Below are 16,716 nucleotides of genomic sequence, written 5' to 3'. Positions count from 1 at the left end.
AATATATCAAAAACAAACCCTTTAGTCAACAATATACACGAACATTAAAATAAAAAAATAAAAAAAACATTCGTTTTTATTTTAACCAAATAAAAACCAGCGAACGAATAGCAAGCGCTACGAAATGTTCACTGGTTCTTTAATATACGGAAGAGCAATTTCTACTTTTGTTCCTACTCCTACTTTACTCGCAAATGAAATATGCCCTTGATGCTGTTGATTATTCGGTAGCTAATCATTAATCCTAGCCCTGTTCCTGTTTGTTTGGTGGAATAAAATGGTTCACCTAGCCGAGCTAAAGATTGCTCATCAATTCCACATCCTTCATCCTCGATAATGACCATGCCGTATTCATTTCTTTTCTCAACGGTAACTTTAACTGTACCTTTGCTCATTGACTCAAGCGCATTTTGAATTAAATTAATAAAAACTTGTTTAAGCGCATTTTCTTCACAAAAGATTGTAATCTCATCACTAATCTCATTAATAATACGACAATTTTTATAATTGGCGTGTGTATCTAATAGTAATGTCACGTGACGTATGATTTGATTGAGACTTTTCGGATGGTATGAATTTTCAATTTTAGGCTTGGCCAGCGTTAAAAATTCTTGAATAATGGATTCGACGCGATTCAATTCTTCAAGCATAATATCATTGTATTCTTCATTATACTGTTTCGATGCTTTTAGCAGCTGAATAAACCCTTTAATCGCCGTCATTGGATTACGGATTTCATGTGCTACTCCTGCCGCTAGCTTGCTCACCATTGTAAGCTTTTCAGATTTGCTTGCCATTTCATCATATTTTTTTCGATCCGTTACGTCGCGAATAATATACTGAATGGCATCCTGTCCTTCAAACTTAATTTTGGTTGCCGAAGATTCAATAATGACGACCCCTTTTTTAGTCAATAATTTCACATCAACACGTGGCCTCACGGACATTCCATTCATCAGCTGAACCATTCGTTCTTTTACAATTTCTAAATGTTCGGGGTGAATAAAGTGAAGCCAAGGACGCCCGATATACTCTTCTTTTTTCTCGCCGCCAAGAAGTTTAACACCAGCGGGATTCAAATATTGAATTCTGCCTTCTCTCGTTACAATAAATGCATCTTGACTTTGCTGGACAAACTGCTTATATTGCTTCATTTTCCGAATGACTTCCTCTTGCTTTTCAATGCTTGAGGAAAACTCTTTCCACTGAACAACTAAGAGCGGAATATCTTCTTCCGTGCGCTGAATATGGATATGCATCGGAAACTGCTGATCTACTTTTTTCTTAAGTAAAACAACTTCTTCCTCTTGCTTTCTTAACGGTTCCACTTCATGCTTTTCAATAAAAAAGCGATTTGGCTCTTCAAATACATTACAGGAAAGAAGCCGTTCCTCCGTCGTTTTAAAAAGGTGGCAGCAAGCTTCATTTAAAATTTGAATATCGCCATCCATATTCATTACGAGCATTGGTGTAAATGACATTGAAAATAGCTGTTGAAATACTTTTTCCTTTTCCATATATTCACCTTCGCTTATTGAGTTACTAGCTATAGTATAATATGGTAAATGTTGATTTGGCAAAATTTTTTTATTATTTAAACAATTTATATGTAAGTTTGTCCTTTTCCATCTTTTATAAAAAGCTCGCACATGCGAGCAAATGAGACCTAATCAGCAAAAACAAGTGCAGCCAATGATGATTAATAAAATAAATAGTACAACAATTAATGCAAATGACTGGCCCGTTCCGCAATGATGATAACCGCCAATTGGATAGTGGCAAGTATCATATAGGTGGTGATAGCCTCCGTGATGGCATGGGTCGTAACAATCGTAGTTATACATAGCAATCTCTCCTCTTGTTTTTTTCATTTCGTACACTGTACTTTATATGCGTTAGTTGATTGTCCTGTATGTGCATTCGCCCATTTTTTACTTTCTCTTACGCCATATTCGCCTTTTGGGCTGCAGCGTATACGAAAACAACAAAAGTAAAATACTGCCCATCACCAGTAGCGTAGTAAAATCTTTCATAAACTCAATAATGACCCCTATATACGGGAGATGGTATGCGTAGCTTCCAATCACTTTAAAAGAAGCAGGCAAAGAATTTCTTTGAGCTGTAACCAGTACATCAGGGTCTTGATTATGGGCCAGTACAAGTTCATTCTTTGAAGAAGATGATTCGTCTCTAAAGACAACTATATCTCCGCGATGCAGGTGGTGATAATCCGTTTCTTGAACAGTCACGGTGAAACCAAATAGGCTTGGAACTGTACTAACAAATAAAAATGTAAAGCAAATTGCATAAAGAACAAGTACATATCGAAACGCAGAAAACATACATTTATTGATCATAGGTAATCATCTCAATTCGCTCGGTTACTTTATTTAGCGCGGGGGTAATGTGATTAAATGAAGTAGAGCGCTCTGTAAATTGAATTAAAAGTAGCAGCAGTAAAAAACTTAACATGATTAACCGTAGCATCCGAGCATAAAAATCACGCATGCTCTCACTCCTTTTTCCTATACTAAATTCGGTCGTACAATAAGCCTTCAGTCAATAATTTGATTCAGTATATGCACATAGAGGGCGTTTGGCTCATTGTTTCTTCTTGGAGGTCTCGAGAGTGATCAGTGATCGGCATAAATTATGAGTTTTAGCATATGTTTGGTTACGTATGGAAATGTTTTTATACTCCGACAATAAGGGAGCTGAACATATGGCTAATTATTCCTTTGATCAATATATTAAAAAAGCAATGAAATACGATTTTCTAGCTAACTACTATAAGTATAGTGATCCATCTAAGCATATTCATTATTATCAAAAGCATTTGTACTATATCCAGCAGGCCATCTTAACTTCTTCTGAAAATACGAATTTACGCGTAAATCCGCCGCAAATTCGTATACTTCACGCTTCTCCAGATTCTCCATCTGTAGATATTTATATTAACAACAAACGAGTGATTCGCAACTTAACTTATAAACAAGAAACAGATTATATTGAATTACAAGAACCTGGAAGATACACAATTTCTATTTATCCCGCTGGAGAAACGGGAAGACCTGTTTTAACGGAATCATTTACATTTGAAGGAAACCAAAATTACACGGTAGCGGCGGTAGATGAGCTAAACAAGCTTGATTTATTATTTATCTATGACAATACGGATGTACCAAGTGGAGAAACGAAGCTTCGGTTTGTGCACCTTTCTCCTGATGCTCCTGCTGTGGATATTGCGGCTAGAGGCGGAGACGTCATTTTTTCTGGCGTACAGTTTAAAGAAGTCACAAAATATTTGCCTTTATCCCCCATGCATGTTCAACTTAGTGTGCGCATAGCAGGAACCAAAAATGTAGTACTCGAAATCCCGGCACTGAACCTTCGCCCGAATCGAACATATACGGTATATGCCGTCGGATTTGCTAAAAACCGTCCTGCATTAGAAGCGCTGATTTCCCAAGACCGTTAACAAAAAAAACCTTCCAAATTGGAAGGTTTTTTTTATTCACTGCGCGAAATTAAACGTACGCGAATATCATCATTTTTCAAATCAAACTTTTGTACTTTTACAGCAAAATCACTCTCTAACTTCATCTGCTGTAACGCTACGTATACTGATTCATTCTTTGGATCGATTGTTACCCATTCTGGTAGCGCAAAATTATTATTTACGTATCGAAGCACTGTGCGGACAGGCAGCTGCAGCTTCCCAACAGAAAGTGACTGCTGTTCAAGCACAATATCTCCATTTTTTTGTACGATCGGATCAAATGTCATTCGAATATTAATATCATCGCCGAATACTTGAATCGTTCCGTCTACTCTTACTACATCGGTAAGAGTAATTTTGTAGTTAAGCGGCTGATTCTTAAATTCTTTTTTTAAATATTTATCAATCAGTACATTTAAGTCCGCTTTTTTAGCCAAAATAGTTAGTTCTGCGTCTCCTTCTACTTTTTCAGAGGGAGTTGGATTGACCTTGTCAACCGGTTGAAAAATAAACGCAATAATAAGGATAGCCCCTAGAACATTAATCCCTAATAACGCGATAAATAGGGTTTTCCACTTCTTCATATAACAATCTCCTTACTCGTTCCCACTCTCTTTCGTGTTTTTCTCTTTTTCATCAGATGTAACTTCTTCTGCTGTTTCCTTTTTCTGGTCTCCAACGAGAGGATCTTCTTCCTCCATTGATTTACTAATGCGCTCAGCCATTAGTTTGTACCCTTTTTTATTAGGGTGAAACTCGTCTTTCCCTAATAAATTTACGTCAGAATCATAAAAAATATCATCAATTTTTACATAACTTACATTATCATATTTAGAAGCAATTTTCTCGCTTGCCGCATTCCATTCATTAATAACGACATTAATTTCTTTCACATCACTTAACGATTTAAAGAATGGATTATAAAAACCGATTAAATAAATATGGGCATTAGGATTAAGCTTACGTATGCGTGAAAACACGTCATTAAGACGTTTTTCATATTTTGACTGCTGTGATTCAAACGTCTTAATTGAGATATTGTAAAAGTAATCCCTTACCACTTTCATCACGTCATTGCCGCCAATCGTCAAGAAAACGATGTCTGCTCTTGATACTTCAGCTGCTACTCCCGGCTGATTTAACCTCGCTAATAGCTGATCCGTCCGGTTTCCTCTTTTGCCTAGATTCTCTGTTCGTACATTTTGCACTTCATTTTGTTTAGAAAGGTATTTAGTTAAGTATGGTACATAACCGCCTTTTTTAGACTCATCTCCTACTCCTTCAGTTAATGAGTCGCCAATGGCTACAATATCTAAATCTACAGGGAAAAAGCCTTTCGGAATATGCTTTTTAGGTGTTAAATCCACTTCTTTCTGAACGGCTTCTTCTTTATTGTCCGTTGGCAAAAAAGTCGTCGTCGAACAGCTCGCTAACACCACCGCACTCATACTGCTTATCACTATACTTTTCCATTTTCTCATCATAACACCTACTAACTATGCTGTATTCTCGCTGTCACAAGCAATACTGCTTACCGCTCTGAATAACTATATCTTTATATCTTATCATACTATGTCAAGTTGATATTTTACTACGTTTCTTATATATAGTATATGTAAAAAAAAGGATAAGCATGTTTCTTTCATAAAAATATCCGCTCACACATCACTGTAAAGATAGCTGTGTTTGGCGGATAGATTTGACGATTTTATAGCTCTTACTGAAGGGTTTTAATATCTTTTATCATATCATCATAAGGAGGATCAGTCACTCCCTGATAAGATTTTTGAACCACTCCATCTTTGTCAATTAGAAAAAAATACGTACCGTGAATAACCTGCGGATCTTCTTGCGGCTTTTTCACAATCATCTTAAATTGATCCAGCGCAAACTTTTCAATTTCCGCTTGTTTATAGCCCGTTAAGAAATCCCAATTCGAAAAATCAGCGCCAAATTTAGTCGCATAGTCCTTCATTTTCTGAGGAGTGTCCACTTCAGGGTCTACGCTAAATGAAACAAAGCGAACGTCCAGACCTTCATCCTTAGCCATTTTTTGTAATTTAGCCATATGAGCCGTCATTGGGGGACATACGGTTTCGCAGCTTGTGAAGATAAAGTTAGCTACCCAAACGTTCCCTTTCAGCTGACTTAGCCCTACTTTCTTTTGATCTTGGTTAACATAAGAAAAAGAGTCCATCTTCCAATTAAGCGGATTTTCTATTTTGGAACCACAGGCTGTTAACATCATGCAACTAATAAGCAGTAAAAAAAACAATTTATAAGACCAGCTTTTCATATGTTCCTCCTGCACGGTTAAAGTTTAGTCATAGCTAGGGAAAATCAAGATAAACGTTGAACCTTTTCCTGGTATGCTTTCCACTTCAATTCTTCCATTCATTTGTTCCACCAGTTGATAAGAAACCATCAGACCAATCCCTGTTCCTTTTTCTTTTAAAGAATAAAACGCTGTTCCCAGCCGCTTTACTTGTTCACTGGTCATGCCTATACCAGTATCTTCAATTTGAATATGTACATGCCCTTCTCGCTTGTAAAGCCCCACTCGAAGCGTTCCCCCAGCCCTCATGGCTTCAATTCCATTTTTCATAATATTAAGCAGAACTTGATTCAATTCGTTTCGGCTGCCGCGAACATACATCTCTTCTTTTGCGTCTAATTCTATGAGTATATTGTTTGTTAATAAAGCATAAGAAGATAATAAATCTACTAAGCTTGTAATACACTCCAAGCAGTTAATAAAACGATGCTGGTGAACATCCGGCTTGGCTAACGATAAATAGTCATGAATAATCGCTTCTGCTCTGTCCATTTCATTAATCATAAGATGAATGTAACTTAATTCAGTGTTTGAAAGCTTTGTGTTATCTTGAAACAGCTGCAAAAACCCTTTTACCACCGTCATAGGATTTCGAATTTCATGCGCTACAGAAGCAGCTAATTGGCCAATTGCATTCATTTTCTCCGCTCGCTGCAATTCCTTTTGCATCCTCGTTTTTTCCATAATAACTTCCAATTCATCAATCGCTTTGGTAATTCCGTCTTTTGTATGACTGAGATCTGTTTCTACATTCAGGTGTTCTTTTGTTACTGACACTTGATGAAAAAGCTGCTGCAGCCGCTCGGTCATTTCATTAAATCTTGTGTGTACATTCCCTAACTCAGAATCATCTTCGTGTGTCAGCTTCACATCAAATTTCCCTTGACTCACCGCTTGAATTCCTTCTATTAATTCCCCAAGGGGCGACATTAATCGCCTTAGTCCCCAGTCTTGAATCACAATAATGAAGGTAAACAGAAGCGTAAACGCAACGACCAAAGACACAATTAAACGTTTTTGATAGATATAGATAGCGCTTGCATCTACATCTACACCAAGAATAGCCACAACTTTTCCAGAGCTGTTTGTAATAGGCGATAAAACGGTTATCCACGTCCCGAATTCGTCTTTGTATGTAGATGTTACGATATTTTTCTTTTTTCGTTCTGCTTCCTTAAATGATTTGTAAAATTCTTCTCCCCCATAATAAATCATGGACGGCTCTAGCGATTGCTTAATTTTCTTATTCGCTGTTACGATAATCTTATTTCCATGCGATTTGAATTTTTCGGTCGTCATAATATATCCCTGCAAGTACGACGGATGCAATTCATAAATCTTTCTGAACTGCTTTTCTAGCTCGGCTTTTTCAGGAATCGGCCCGTTCCTTGAATCCACTGCTGCTATTACGTCTTGTTTAGATAAAGACTCCCTCCATAAATCGGCCATAATTAACACATGCTGTGTTAACGTCTCTTTTGCCATTTTTTTTTGAACTTGATAGCTAATGGCTAAAGAAATGACTCCAAGGGCAACTACAATTAAAGTAGAAAATAAAACCGTTTTGTTAAACACACTCAAATTTCGAATATATTTTTTCATCGGTATACTCCGGATTCAAAAGAATAGTAACCAGCACAGCATTCGCTGGTAGAAAGTTGATTCTATTATATCACACGTTCGTCCACTTCTCTTTCTCCTTTTTCCAAAAAAGAGAAAGCCAAAAAAGTGACTTGCAAAAAGCAACTCACTTTATTCAGCAAAATACATAAAACCAATTGCACCAATACCCGTATGCGTCGAGATAATAGGCGTCGTATCTTCAATCGAAAATTGCGTATAGCCTCTTGCCTTCACGATTGATTCTTTTAGCTTAGAAGCGAGCCCAAGTCCATCTGCATGTACAAGCCCTACTCCTTTAATACTTTTTCCTTCTGTATGCTCTTCGAACTGCTTCGTTAAAAACTTAACAATTTGAGAATGACTGCGCACTTTAGCAACAGGAGTGTATACTCCGTCAGCTAGGGAAGCAATTGGCTTAATATTTAAAAGAGAACCGATTAGCCCTTTTCCACGTCCAATACGTCCACCTTTAACCAAATTTTCAAGCGTATCGACTACGACAAAAAGATTCGTATTTTGACGCACCTCTTCCAAGCGCGCGACAATTTCTTCTACCATATGCCCCTCTTCAATCATTTTCACCGCTTCAAAGACTTGAAAAGAAAGAGCTTTTGTAATGTACATAGAATCAACAACGGTGATATTTCCTTCCACCATTTGAGCCGCGCTTTCAGCTGCTCGAACGGTTCCGCTCATTCCTCCAGTCATATGAATGGAAATGACGTCATACCCTTCACTCACTAATCGTTCATATACTTCAACAAAAGAACCAATAGCCGGCTGAGAGCTTTTTGGTAATTCTTTTGAATTTTTCATTTTTTCAATAAAATCTGTCGGCGTTAATTCCACGCGATCCAAATATGTTTCATTATCAATATTAATACATAAAGGTATCATCTCAATACCGTATTTTTCAGCTTCTTCCAACGTTAAATCAATTGTTGAATCCGTTACCACTTTAATTTTCGACATGTGTTCACCCCTATAAGATGCATTGCAAACTAGTATAACATGAACGCTTACAACAATATAGTTATAATAGAATGCAAGTTTTGCTAATTCGTAAAATGCATGTTCAACCTTTTAAGTCAACAAAAAAAGTTGACTCTGCTGAAATATTCAGAAAAGTCAACTTTTACGTTTATGCATTATGCTTTAATACATGAGACTTAAAGAGCTGTTCGTAATCTTTCCATTTCAGCACGCGTTTTAAATATTCTTGAAACGAGTAGGTTTGCTTCGGAACTGATTCGTTCGTGATTTGTCTAATAAATAAATCAAGTTTTGCAGATAACATGAACCGAAACGTGCTATTTTCCTCTAAAACTGGAATTTCAGTAATTTTTACTTTTTGACCACTGACATGTTTAAATTCAAGGCTTTTTAATAGCAAGGCGATCAACCCTCTTTTTACCCGTTTATTTTATTATAATGCTTGAGGTACTTTCTGTCTTGATAAAACAAAAAGAAAACACAAATATTTTTTAAAATAAAAATGCTTCATCAACTTATTCGACAGTTGATGAAGCATTCCTTTTTAAAACGACCTTCTATTTAAATAAATAAGTGAAACAAGTTGCTTTCTTTATTAATTTCTGTGTAAGGAAATCCTTTTTTATCCATACGATTAATTAGTGGATAATAATCTTCTTTATGCTTAAGCTCGATTCCCACAAGTGCAGGCCCGCTGTCTTTGTTATTCTTTTTCGTATACTCGAAGCGTGAAATATCGTCTGTCGGTCCAAGCACTTCGTCTAAAAATTCACGAAGAGCTCCTGCGCGCTGAGGGAAGTTAACGATAAAATAATGCTGTAATCCTTCATAAATCATCGAACGTTCTTTGATTTCTTGCATACGTCCAATGTCATTGTTGCCTCCGCTGATGACGCAAACAACCGTTTTTCCTTTAATTTGCTCACGGTATGAGTCAAGAGCAGCAATCGAAAGAGCTCCTGCTGGTTCTGCTACAATCGCATTTTCATTGTATAGAGATAAAATGGTTGTGCAAACCTTGCCTTCAGGAACAACTACAATATCGTCCACAAGCTCTTTACTGATGTCATACGGAAGCGTTCCAACTGTTTTAACAGCCGCTCCGTCTACAAATGGATCGATTGCCGGTAGCGTCACTACATTTCCATTTGCTAAAGATGTCTGCATACCAGGCGCGCCTGCTGGTTCTACCCCAATCACAGCTGTTTGAGGCGAGATGCTTTTTACGTATGTGCCGACACCGGAAATTAATCCGCCCCCGCCGATACCCGCAAATACGTAGTCAATTTCATCTTCACAGTCATTGAACATTTCAACGGCTACTGTACCCTGTCCTGCAATAACGTCTACATCATTAAATGGATGAATAAATGTTCGATGCTCCTCTTCACTGCATGCAATAGCTTGTTCATAAGAATCATCAAACGTATCCCCGATTAGCACGACCTTTACGTTATCTTTGCCTAGAAATTTCACTTGATTAATTTTTTGGCGTGGCGTTGTGCTCGGCATAAAGATTTTACCATCGATATTTAAATGACGGCACGCATACGCTACACCTTGTGCGTGGTTTCCTGCACTTGCACAGGCAATTCCATTTTCTAATTCTTCTGGGGATAACTTTTTGATTCGATTGTACGCACCGCGGATTTTAAATGAGCGCACCACCTGTAAATCCTCACGTTTTAAATAGATATTACATTCATATCGTTCAGACAAAACGTCATTACGCTGTAGTGGTGTATGCACAACAACATCTTTAATCAATTGATTTGCAATCATGATGTCCTCTAAATGTACGTGTTTTGTTCGATTATCTACTTGTTGTTTCATAACCAACTTCCTTCCTGTTCTACCATTATTAATTTGTACATTATATCACATAAAATTTAGAAAAATCATTATTTTTCATTAATAATGACTAAAAAAACTTTTCCAACTATTTTACTGTCCACATACTTTACATATGTTTAGCAAACGCTAAATAGACTTACAAAATTGCCCATACTTTCTACATGCAGCTGATGCTATAACAGGTATAAATTAAGAAAGGTTGTGGAATAAATGGAGTTTTCACTTCAAAGTTATGAAAGTGCCATTCCGTGCGAAGTAGTTGCAGATGAAGAAAACGGTAGATATATGCTTCGCAAAGCAGACACAAGCGGAGAAGTTTTTAATACACCAAGCGAGCTGATTCAATGGATTGAAGCAAACTGGAGCGCTGAACAGTTTGTTAGCACAGCCGCTTTTCACGAAATGATAAGGCAATTAAAATCCATATAAAAAGAGATTGAGACATAACGAAATCATTCCCACCTAAAGACGTCTAATATGAATCGGTTTTTACACCGCAGTTGATTTCCGTGCAAGACTTCGCTTTCCGCGGACGGTGAGCCTCCTCATTGCTTCCGCTCCCGCCTGAGTCTTCGCCTGGCCCTTCAATCAACTGCTAAAAGCACCTACATACATGAAACCTACGTTGACCATTACAAAAAAAGATCCAAACGATAAATCGTTCGGATCTTTCTTCAACTACCATACTTTTGTCCCAGACTCGCATTTTTTTAATAAGGGAAATCAGCTTCGCTCGTATACGGTAAAATAATACGTGTAGGGATTTTTTTCATCTTTAATTCCTTGCTGCTTCGAAATAACTTTCCATTCGCTCAAATCAATCGCAGGAAAATGTGTATCTCCTTCGAACGATTCTTCAATATGCGTAATATAAAGTCGGTTTGCAACGTCTAATGTTTGCTCATATAGAGTAGCTCCACCAATCACAAAGAGCTCGTCTTCTTTTTCAGCATCTAATGCTTCTAGTTCCTCAACTGAATGAATAACGGTAGCTCCTTCTTGCTGATAATCTTTTTGACGCGTAAGAACCACATTTTCGCGATTAGGGAGCGGTCGTCCAATTGATTCAAATGTTTTTCTTCCCATTACAATCGTATGACTCGTTGTGATGCGCTTGAAATACTTTAAATCTTCCGGAAGACGCCATGGCAAATCATTCTCTTTACCTATCAGCCTATTTTGATCCATTGCGACAATGAGGGAAATCATACGCTCACAGCTCCTTTGATATGAGGATGCGCATTATAATCTACTAACTCAAAGTCTTCAAATTTAAAGTCAAAAATTGACTTTACGTCTGGATTAATTTTCATTTTTGGTAATGCATGAGGCTCACGCGTTAACTGCAGGTTTACTTGTTCGATGTGATTGCTGTAGATATGCGCATCACCAAACGTATGAACAAAATCACCTGGCTCTAAATCACACACTTGTGCCACCATCATTGTAAGCAGCGCATATGAAGCTATATTAAACGGTACGCCTAGGAAAATATCAGCTGAGCGCTGATACAATTGACAAGACAATTTGCCGTCCGCTACATAAAACTGAAATAAGCAGTGACAAGGCGGCAAAGCCATATTGTCTACATCAGATACATTCCAGGCGCTTACCATTAAGCGGCGCGAATCAGGATTGTTTTTGATTTGATTAATAACATTTGTAATTTGATCAATTTTTTCGCCGTCCGGCGTTGGCCATGAACGCCACTGATGACCATATACAGGGCCAAGCTCGCCGTTTTCATCCGCCCATTCATTCCAAATGCGCACGCCGTTATCTTGTAAATACTTAACGTTTGTATCTCCTTGTAAAAACCAAAGCAGTTCATGAATAATTGATTTCAAATGAAGTTTTTTTGTCGTTAATACCGGGAAACCTTCTTGTAAATTAAAACGCATTTGATAGCCAAATGTGCTAATTGTACCTGTTCCTGTCCGATCTTCTTTTTTTGTTCCATTTGCTAACACATGCTCGCAAAGTTCAAGATATTGTTTCACTTCCGACACTTCCTTTATTAAAAGTCCTTTTCTATTGTATAAGTGTTCACGGGCTAAGTAAACAACTAAATCTCAGCTCATATAGAAAAGTTCTTTATCATGTAGGTACGCGATTTCCCCTAAAAAAAAAACGAGAATGAGACCTAATGAAACCTACGTTTACCATGACCATAAAAAAATCCGAACGAATTTCATTCTCTCTCAAGAATCTCAATTCATCGTTCGGATCTTCCTTCGGCTAAACTACTTTTTAACAGCTTAATCTTTGTTAATTAAATACAATTGTGCGGTTTTCATGCACTAAAATGCGGTCTTCTAAGTGCCATTTCACAGCGCGTGCAAGCACCGTACGTTCAATTAAGCGGCCTTTTTTCTTTAAGTCATCCGCATCATCACGGTGATTCACGCGTTCAATATCTTGTTCAATAATTGGTCCTTCATCCAAGTCGTCCGTTACATAGTGAGACGTAGCACCAATTAATTTTACGCCTCGTTGATATGCACGTTCATATGGACGTGCTCCAATGAATGCCGGTAAGAATGAATGGTGAATATTAATAATGCGATACGGATTTTCAGCCACAAAGGTCGGCGTTAAAATTTGCATATAACGCGCTAAGATAATTACATCAATATCATAATCTTTTAATACTTGAAGCTGTTTTGCTTCTGCTTCTTGACGAATGTCTTTTGTCGCTGGTATATACTTAAATGGAATGCCAAACGATTCAACTACTTCGCGCGCATCTTCGTGATTGCTTACAACGACAGCGATGTCTGTCATCAAGTCTCCGCTTTCCCACGCCCACAGCAGCTCTAGCAGACAGTGAGGCTCTTTTGACACAAAAATAGCTGTTTTTTTCAAATTATGAGCATATGTAAACTGCCAGTTCATCGAAAATGTATCGGCAATCTTTTTGAAGCTTTCTTCTAGCTTTACTTCTTTAGCTAATAAATCCTCACATTCAAATTCGAAACGGATAAAAAACATGCCGCCTTCATGGTTTGTTGAATGTTGACTTGATTCTACAATATTTGCACCGTGCTCATGTAAAAACGTAGACACAGCGGCTACAATACCCGGTTTGTCCGGACAGCTAATTAGCAGCCGACCTCGGTTTTTATATTTCTCTTTATATGAAGTTAAATGTTTTTGAATATGCGATTTCATGTAATTCCCTCTCTTTTTTTAAATATACAGACAATTGTACCATTATCCTTGTAGCGATGCGACATTGAAATAAGGCTTTGACAAAAGAAAGCCGAAACGTTTGCTTCGGCTTGCGTATTTGTTGTTCTACCATCTACTCCATCAAATCGTTCATTCACTGATCTTTACGTTCTACACATACATAAAATGAGTGTTTCCTAAAGTGCTGCAGCTCATCCCCTTCGCTTCCTGCTTTTGAATTAACCATAAAAAGCCGCTGGCACAACACCAGCGGCTTTTCCTTATTATTGCACGGCTTTTTCACTAACTTCATGCAAGGCATTCCTCACCGTACCATATTCGCTTGCGTGAGGACGATCTCCGTCATCTTCGTATCCGTAATCAAACATTCGATTTCGATTTAACGTTAATTTCGTAATGGTTGGACGTAATAAATCAAACAGTTCAAATCGTTTTTTCAAATGTGGAAATGATGCTTGATAATGCAAGATTTCTGCTCGTACACTTTTCCAAAAGTCTGCTTCTTCTACACCTTCATGCTCTTCTAAGATGCTTGCTAAATAGCGGAAGTGACAAACAAATAACCCTGTTAAAATAAACTGCGTCAATCCTTCCGGCTCTTCGCTGCGCAGCACTTCTTTTAATTCAAAAGATAGCTGCTGCAGTTCTTCAAACGGCTGATCGCTAATATTCACGTCGTCTACAAAATCCTTCATAATAATTCGAACGGGCTTGTTGTTTTTAAGAACCAGTACCGTATTTTGACCGTGCGGGGAAAATACAGTGCCGTATTGATACAAGTAATGAAGTAGCGGCGGCAACACAGCGCTGGTTAGCGCATCAATCCACTCGTTAGGAGTTAAGCCTGACTTTTCAATATATGACGAAACTAAAGCTTTCCCTTTACTGTCAACATGTAAAAGCGCAGCTAGCGTAATCGCATGCTCTCCTTCTTCTAGCTCTTGATAAATGCTTTCACGCCAAACGACTCCAAGCATCTCTAGATACTGATAAGGCGCATTTTTAATAGAAGCGAACGTCGGCTGAGTTACGTTTAACGTAGCCACTTCACCTAAAAGTCCTACTTTGCACGTATCTTTTAAAAACGCATCGCGATCTCGTATGCCTTTAATGTGCTGAGTGACTTGAGGTGCAATGACCGTCCGCTCACTTGGAAGCCCTCTGTATACAAGGGTATTTAATATACTCATGGGAAGCTTTACATGATATTTATCTCGATTTGTTGTATTCACAAATGTACGAATCGACTGCTGAGGCAAGTATTGATCTTCACCTTCTCCTAACGGAACAATTAAATTATTTGCAATGTATTCAGCGAATAAAGGAACAATTACATTCAGCCACTGCCATTCATGGACGGGAATATAATAATAGTCCGCAGGTAAAAAACTTTGGCTTGTTAACTCTTTTTCAAATTCAGCTAGCGTCTCAGCGCTTAACTCCTTCTTCATGACATCATCAAAACCAAGGGTATCCAACGAATGAAATGAAGCAATTTGCTTCTCTACAGCAATCCATGAAAGCTGAATTTCTTGTTTTTGCTCAGGCGCAAACCGAAGATAGTCATCATAACCAAACCCAATGCGCCCTTTATTATACGTAATCCAAGGATGTCCCGTCATTTCACCTTCTAGCTCTGCATAATCCATATCTGCTAATTCATCAGCTGATTTTCGATTTTGTAAATGCAAATCTGCTACTAATGTATGAAAATATTCTTTTGCTAAGTGGCCTGCAGTTGAGCTAGACATTCCTTTGTCTTCAGATAAGCTAATTAACAGCTGCAGTGCTTCTGAAAATGTGGGGTTTGACGTTTGAGATGTTAGTTTAATACTTTCTGGCAGTACAGAAAAACTATCAAACATTCGCTGTTGAGCTTGATATGTATACGTAACGCCCCGATGGTCTTCCCATTGATACATAGCAATCGCACCCTGTTTTTGCAGTTGTTTCGGCTCAATAATATTTTCATACATAAATTCCTGCAGCATTTTAGCTAAAAGCTGTCGATTTGCTTTTTCCCATGATTGCTTATTAAATACGGAAAGATTCGTTTCTTTGATTTTCATCCTTCATTCTCCTTTACTTGTCTTAGAATAGGGATTGTTTTATTACGCAGCGGCATTACAGCGCTAGCAGCTAGCAAAGCAGCTGCTCCCGCTACTAAAGGAAATGCCAAATCCACTTTGCTGATTTCTAATGCTACAATCGGTGCAATCAGCAGAGCGATATTTTGAACAGCAATAAGCCAGCTGTAATAGTAAGCAGCCGCTTCTTTACTTTTTCGAAATAAATAGATATCCAGTATAACCATGCTGAGATAAAACCCGGATCCATATAAAATTCGGCTGATAATAAACACGCTGAGATGATCAGCATATGCCTGCAAACACAGCACCAAAACACTAGCACCCGTTATGCCATAAAAAAGCGGTATAACGTTGCCGTTCAATAGTTTGGTAGGTACCGTAAGCTTTAAGACAATCGCCATAATACTCGGCATCGCATACAGCAAAGCGCCGCCTTGACTGCTCATGCCATATGTTTCATGTGTAAACAATGTAAAATAAGGGCGAATGACATTGTGCCCAAGGTAAAAAAAGAAAATCGCCAGCAAATAAAAAAAGATGGGCTCGTTTATGCTTTGAATGGATGGCGTTTTTTCTGCTTTTAAAGGTAATGCTTTTCTTGTTAAGAGCCATACGGCCAGTACCATATCAATTAAAGCAAAGTATTGATATACGTTAAGCGGCATTTCCCATGCAATAACCGTACTTCCAAACAAGCTAGCGACAATAATCGCCGTATGAACAATAAATACATACGTTGTTGCAGCACTTGCCTTTTTCTGTCCTTTTTTCATGCCGCCTACTAAATAGGGGTACAAAAGATATAAACTGCTTTGAAATAGGAGCAGCACTAAGGAAGTAGCTAAAAATCCATAAAAAGTAGAAACTTCGCTCAAAATGACTTTAATTAAGGCCGTCATTAAAAGTGACGTTACAACTACATATTTTACGTTCCATTTCTTAAACAGCATTCCCCATAAAGGTGTCATAACAATGACCACAATCCGGCAGCAAATAATGAAAAAAGACGTCATCGCCACTCCATCTACATGAAATGCATGTGTAAAATACTGTGGATAAAATGGTGATAATAATACTTCTGACGTCATGGTCATAAACAAGCAGATAAAAACAAAGCGCGGAGAAATCAT

Annotated in this window: 18 protein-coding genes; 2 read left to right on the top strand and 16 right to left on the bottom strand. The window is 37.9% G+C overall.

The window, feature by feature from the left end; genetic code table 11:
* Positions 1 to 179: 179 nt before the first annotated feature.
* From SCI76_RS20330 to SCI76_RS20315, 4 genes are all read right to left on the bottom strand, one after another.
* Positions 180 to 1,517: a PAS domain S-box protein gene (locus tag SCI76_RS20330; RefSeq protein WP_407544216.1), complete on the bottom strand. Its 1,338-nt coding sequence runs from the start codon at positions 1,515 to 1,517 to the stop codon at positions 180 to 182.
* A gap of 153 nt (positions 1,518 to 1,670) precedes the next feature.
* Positions 1,671 to 1,844: a YjcZ family sporulation protein gene (locus tag SCI76_RS20325; protein ID WP_080518349.1), complete on the bottom strand. Its 174-nt coding sequence runs from the start codon at positions 1,842 to 1,844 to the stop codon at positions 1,671 to 1,673.
* A gap of 87 nt (positions 1,845 to 1,931) precedes the next feature.
* A complete protein-coding gene (locus SCI76_RS20320) occupies positions 1,932 to 2,357 on the bottom strand; it encodes a hypothetical protein (RefSeq protein WP_230624675.1) in 426 nt (141 codons plus the stop codon).
* Entirely contained in the window at positions 2,347 to 2,508 is a 162-nt protein-coding gene (locus SCI76_RS20315) for a hypothetical protein (protein WP_168761226.1), read from the bottom strand. Before SCI76_RS20315 ends, SCI76_RS20320 begins: the two co-directional genes overlap by 11 nt.
* A 214-nt stretch (positions 2,509 to 2,722) precedes the next feature.
* On the opposite strand from SCI76_RS20315, the gene SCI76_RS20310 reads away from it, so the two are divergent.
* Positions 2,723 to 3,478: a DUF4397 domain-containing protein gene (locus SCI76_RS20310; RefSeq protein ID WP_014458542.1), complete on the top strand. Its 756-nt coding sequence runs from the start codon at positions 2,723 to 2,725 to the stop codon at positions 3,476 to 3,478.
* 32 nt (positions 3,479 to 3,510) lie between these two features.
* Here the strand turns inward: SCI76_RS20310 and SCI76_RS20305 are convergent, their stop codons facing one another.
* The 7 genes from SCI76_RS20305 to ilvA form a co-directional block, all read right to left on the bottom strand.
* Positions 3,511 to 4,083, bottom strand: a complete 573-nt coding sequence (locus tag SCI76_RS20305) for a YpmS family protein (RefSeq protein WP_028415126.1) — start codon at positions 4,081 to 4,083, stop codon at positions 3,511 to 3,513.
* 12 nt (positions 4,084 to 4,095) lie between these two features.
* Positions 4,096 to 4,980: an SGNH/GDSL hydrolase family protein gene (locus SCI76_RS20300; protein ID WP_048019887.1), complete on the bottom strand. Its 885-nt coding sequence runs from the start codon at positions 4,978 to 4,980 to the stop codon at positions 4,096 to 4,098.
* Positions 4,981 to 5,216: 236 nt separating this feature from the next.
* A complete protein-coding gene (locus SCI76_RS20295; protein ID WP_028415127.1) occupies positions 5,217 to 5,795 on the bottom strand; it encodes an SCO family protein in 579 nt (192 codons plus the stop codon).
* A gap of 24 nt (positions 5,796 to 5,819) precedes the next feature.
* Positions 5,820 to 7,436: an ATP-binding protein gene (locus SCI76_RS20290; RefSeq protein WP_328179556.1), complete on the bottom strand. Its 1,617-nt coding sequence runs from the start codon at positions 7,434 to 7,436 to the stop codon at positions 5,820 to 5,822.
* A gap of 150 nt (positions 7,437 to 7,586) precedes the next feature.
* Positions 7,587 to 8,429, bottom strand: a complete 843-nt coding sequence (locus SCI76_RS20285; RefSeq protein ID WP_048019885.1) for a DegV family protein — start codon at positions 8,427 to 8,429, stop codon at positions 7,587 to 7,589.
* 169 nt (positions 8,430 to 8,598) lie between these two features.
* Complete coding sequence (locus tag SCI76_RS20280) at positions 8,599 to 8,850, bottom strand: YpmP family protein (protein ID WP_013058743.1); 252 nt, start codon at positions 8,848 to 8,850, stop codon at positions 8,599 to 8,601.
* A 161-nt stretch (positions 8,851 to 9,011) separates the two neighbouring features.
* Positions 9,012 to 10,283, bottom strand: coding sequence for a threonine ammonia-lyase IlvA (ilvA, locus tag SCI76_RS20275; protein ID WP_013084697.1), 1,272 nt, complete (start codon positions 10,281 to 10,283; stop codon positions 9,012 to 9,014).
* Between the two features lie 231 nt (positions 10,284 to 10,514).
* Here ilvA and SCI76_RS20270 point away from each other — a divergent pair, with 231 nt between their 5' ends.
* Positions 10,515 to 10,733, top strand: a complete 219-nt coding sequence (locus SCI76_RS20270; protein WP_048019884.1) for a hypothetical protein — start codon at positions 10,515 to 10,517, stop codon at positions 10,731 to 10,733.
* A 294-nt stretch (positions 10,734 to 11,027) separates the two neighbouring features.
* Here the strand turns inward: SCI76_RS20270 and SCI76_RS20265 are convergent, their stop codons facing one another.
* From SCI76_RS20265 to SCI76_RS20245, 5 genes are all read right to left on the bottom strand, one after another.
* Complete coding sequence (locus tag SCI76_RS20265; RefSeq protein WP_016765324.1) at positions 11,028 to 11,513, bottom strand: dihydrofolate reductase; 486 nt, start codon at positions 11,511 to 11,513, stop codon at positions 11,028 to 11,030.
* Positions 11,510 to 12,304, bottom strand: a complete 795-nt coding sequence (locus tag SCI76_RS20260; protein ID WP_013058746.1) for a thymidylate synthase — start codon at positions 12,302 to 12,304, stop codon at positions 11,510 to 11,512. The genes SCI76_RS20265 and SCI76_RS20260 overlap by 4 nt, the downstream gene beginning before the upstream one ends.
* Positions 12,305 to 12,572: 268 nt before the next feature.
* Positions 12,573 to 13,475: a formyltetrahydrofolate deformylase gene (gene purU / locus SCI76_RS20255; protein WP_063248368.1), complete on the bottom strand. Its 903-nt coding sequence runs from the start codon at positions 13,473 to 13,475 to the stop codon at positions 12,573 to 12,575.
* Between the two features lie 284 nt (positions 13,476 to 13,759).
* Positions 13,760 to 15,565, bottom strand: a complete 1,806-nt coding sequence (locus tag SCI76_RS20250; RefSeq protein ID WP_221832097.1) for an IucA/IucC family siderophore biosynthesis protein — start codon at positions 15,563 to 15,565, stop codon at positions 13,760 to 13,762.
* Positions 15,562 to 16,716, bottom strand: a complete 1,155-nt coding sequence (locus tag SCI76_RS20245; RefSeq protein WP_221832095.1) for an MFS transporter — start codon at positions 16,714 to 16,716, stop codon at positions 15,562 to 15,564. Before SCI76_RS20245 ends, SCI76_RS20250 begins: the two co-directional genes overlap by 4 nt.

Origin of the sequence: Priestia sp. HNGD-A6 (genome assembly GCF_045784335.1) — a bacterium.
Taxonomy (GTDB): Bacteria; Bacillota; Bacilli; order Bacillales; family Bacillaceae_H; genus Priestia; species Priestia zanthoxyli.
This window is presented reverse-complemented; position numbering and strand designations above follow the sequence as displayed.

What these genes read in the sequence shown, in the direction of transcription:
- SCI76_RS20315 (WP_168761226.1), bottom strand. Translation starts at nt 2,508, where the DNA reads ATGCGTGATTTTTATGCTCGGATGCTACGGTTAATCATGTTAAGTTTT.
- purU (WP_063248368.1), bottom strand. Translation starts at nt 13,475, where the DNA reads ATGAAATCGCATATTCAAAAACATTTAACTTCATATAAAGAGAAATAT.
- SCI76_RS20250 (WP_221832097.1), bottom strand. Translation starts at nt 15,565, where the DNA reads ATGAAAATCAAAGAAACGAATCTTTCCGTATTTAATAAGCAATCATGG.
- SCI76_RS20285 (WP_048019885.1), bottom strand. Translation starts at nt 8,429, where the DNA reads ATGTCGAAAATTAAAGTGGTAACGGATTCAACAATTGATTTAACGTTG.
- SCI76_RS20320 (WP_230624675.1), bottom strand. Translation starts at nt 2,357, where the DNA reads ATGATCAATAAATGTATGTTTTCTGCGTTTCGATATGTACTTGTTCTT.
- SCI76_RS20265 (WP_016765324.1), bottom strand. Translation starts at nt 11,513, where the DNA reads ATGATTTCCCTCATTGTCGCAATGGATCAAAATAGGCTGATAGGTAAA.
- SCI76_RS20330 (WP_407544216.1), bottom strand. Translation starts at nt 1,517, where the DNA reads ATGGAAAAGGAAAAAGTATTTCAACAGCTATTTTCAATGTCATTTACA.
- SCI76_RS20305 (WP_028415126.1), bottom strand. Translation starts at nt 4,083, where the DNA reads ATGAAGAAGTGGAAAACCCTATTTATCGCGTTATTAGGGATTAATGTT.
- SCI76_RS20290 (WP_328179556.1), bottom strand. Translation starts at nt 7,436, where the DNA reads ATGAAAAAATATATTCGAAATTTGAGTGTGTTTAACAAAACGGTTTTA.
- SCI76_RS20295 (WP_028415127.1), bottom strand. Translation starts at nt 5,795, where the DNA reads ATGAAAAGCTGGTCTTATAAATTGTTTTTTTTACTGCTTATTAGTTGC.
- ilvA (WP_013084697.1), bottom strand. Translation starts at nt 10,283, where the DNA reads ATGAAACAACAAGTAGATAATCGAACAAAACACGTACATTTAGAGGAC.
- SCI76_RS20300 (WP_048019887.1), bottom strand. Translation starts at nt 4,980, where the DNA reads ATGAGAAAATGGAAAAGTATAGTGATAAGCAGTATGAGTGCGGTGGTG.
- SCI76_RS20325 (WP_080518349.1), bottom strand. Translation starts at nt 1,844, where the DNA reads ATGTATAACTACGATTGTTACGACCCATGCCATCACGGAGGCTATCAC.
- SCI76_RS20245 (WP_221832095.1), bottom strand. Translation starts at nt 16,716, where the DNA reads ATGATTTCTCCGCGCTTTGTTTTTATCTGCTTGTTTATGACCATGACG.
- SCI76_RS20270 (WP_048019884.1), top strand. Translation starts at nt 10,515, where the DNA reads ATGGAGTTTTCACTTCAAAGTTATGAAAGTGCCATTCCGTGCGAAGTA.
- SCI76_RS20310 (WP_014458542.1), top strand. Translation starts at nt 2,723, where the DNA reads ATGGCTAATTATTCCTTTGATCAATATATTAAAAAAGCAATGAAATAC.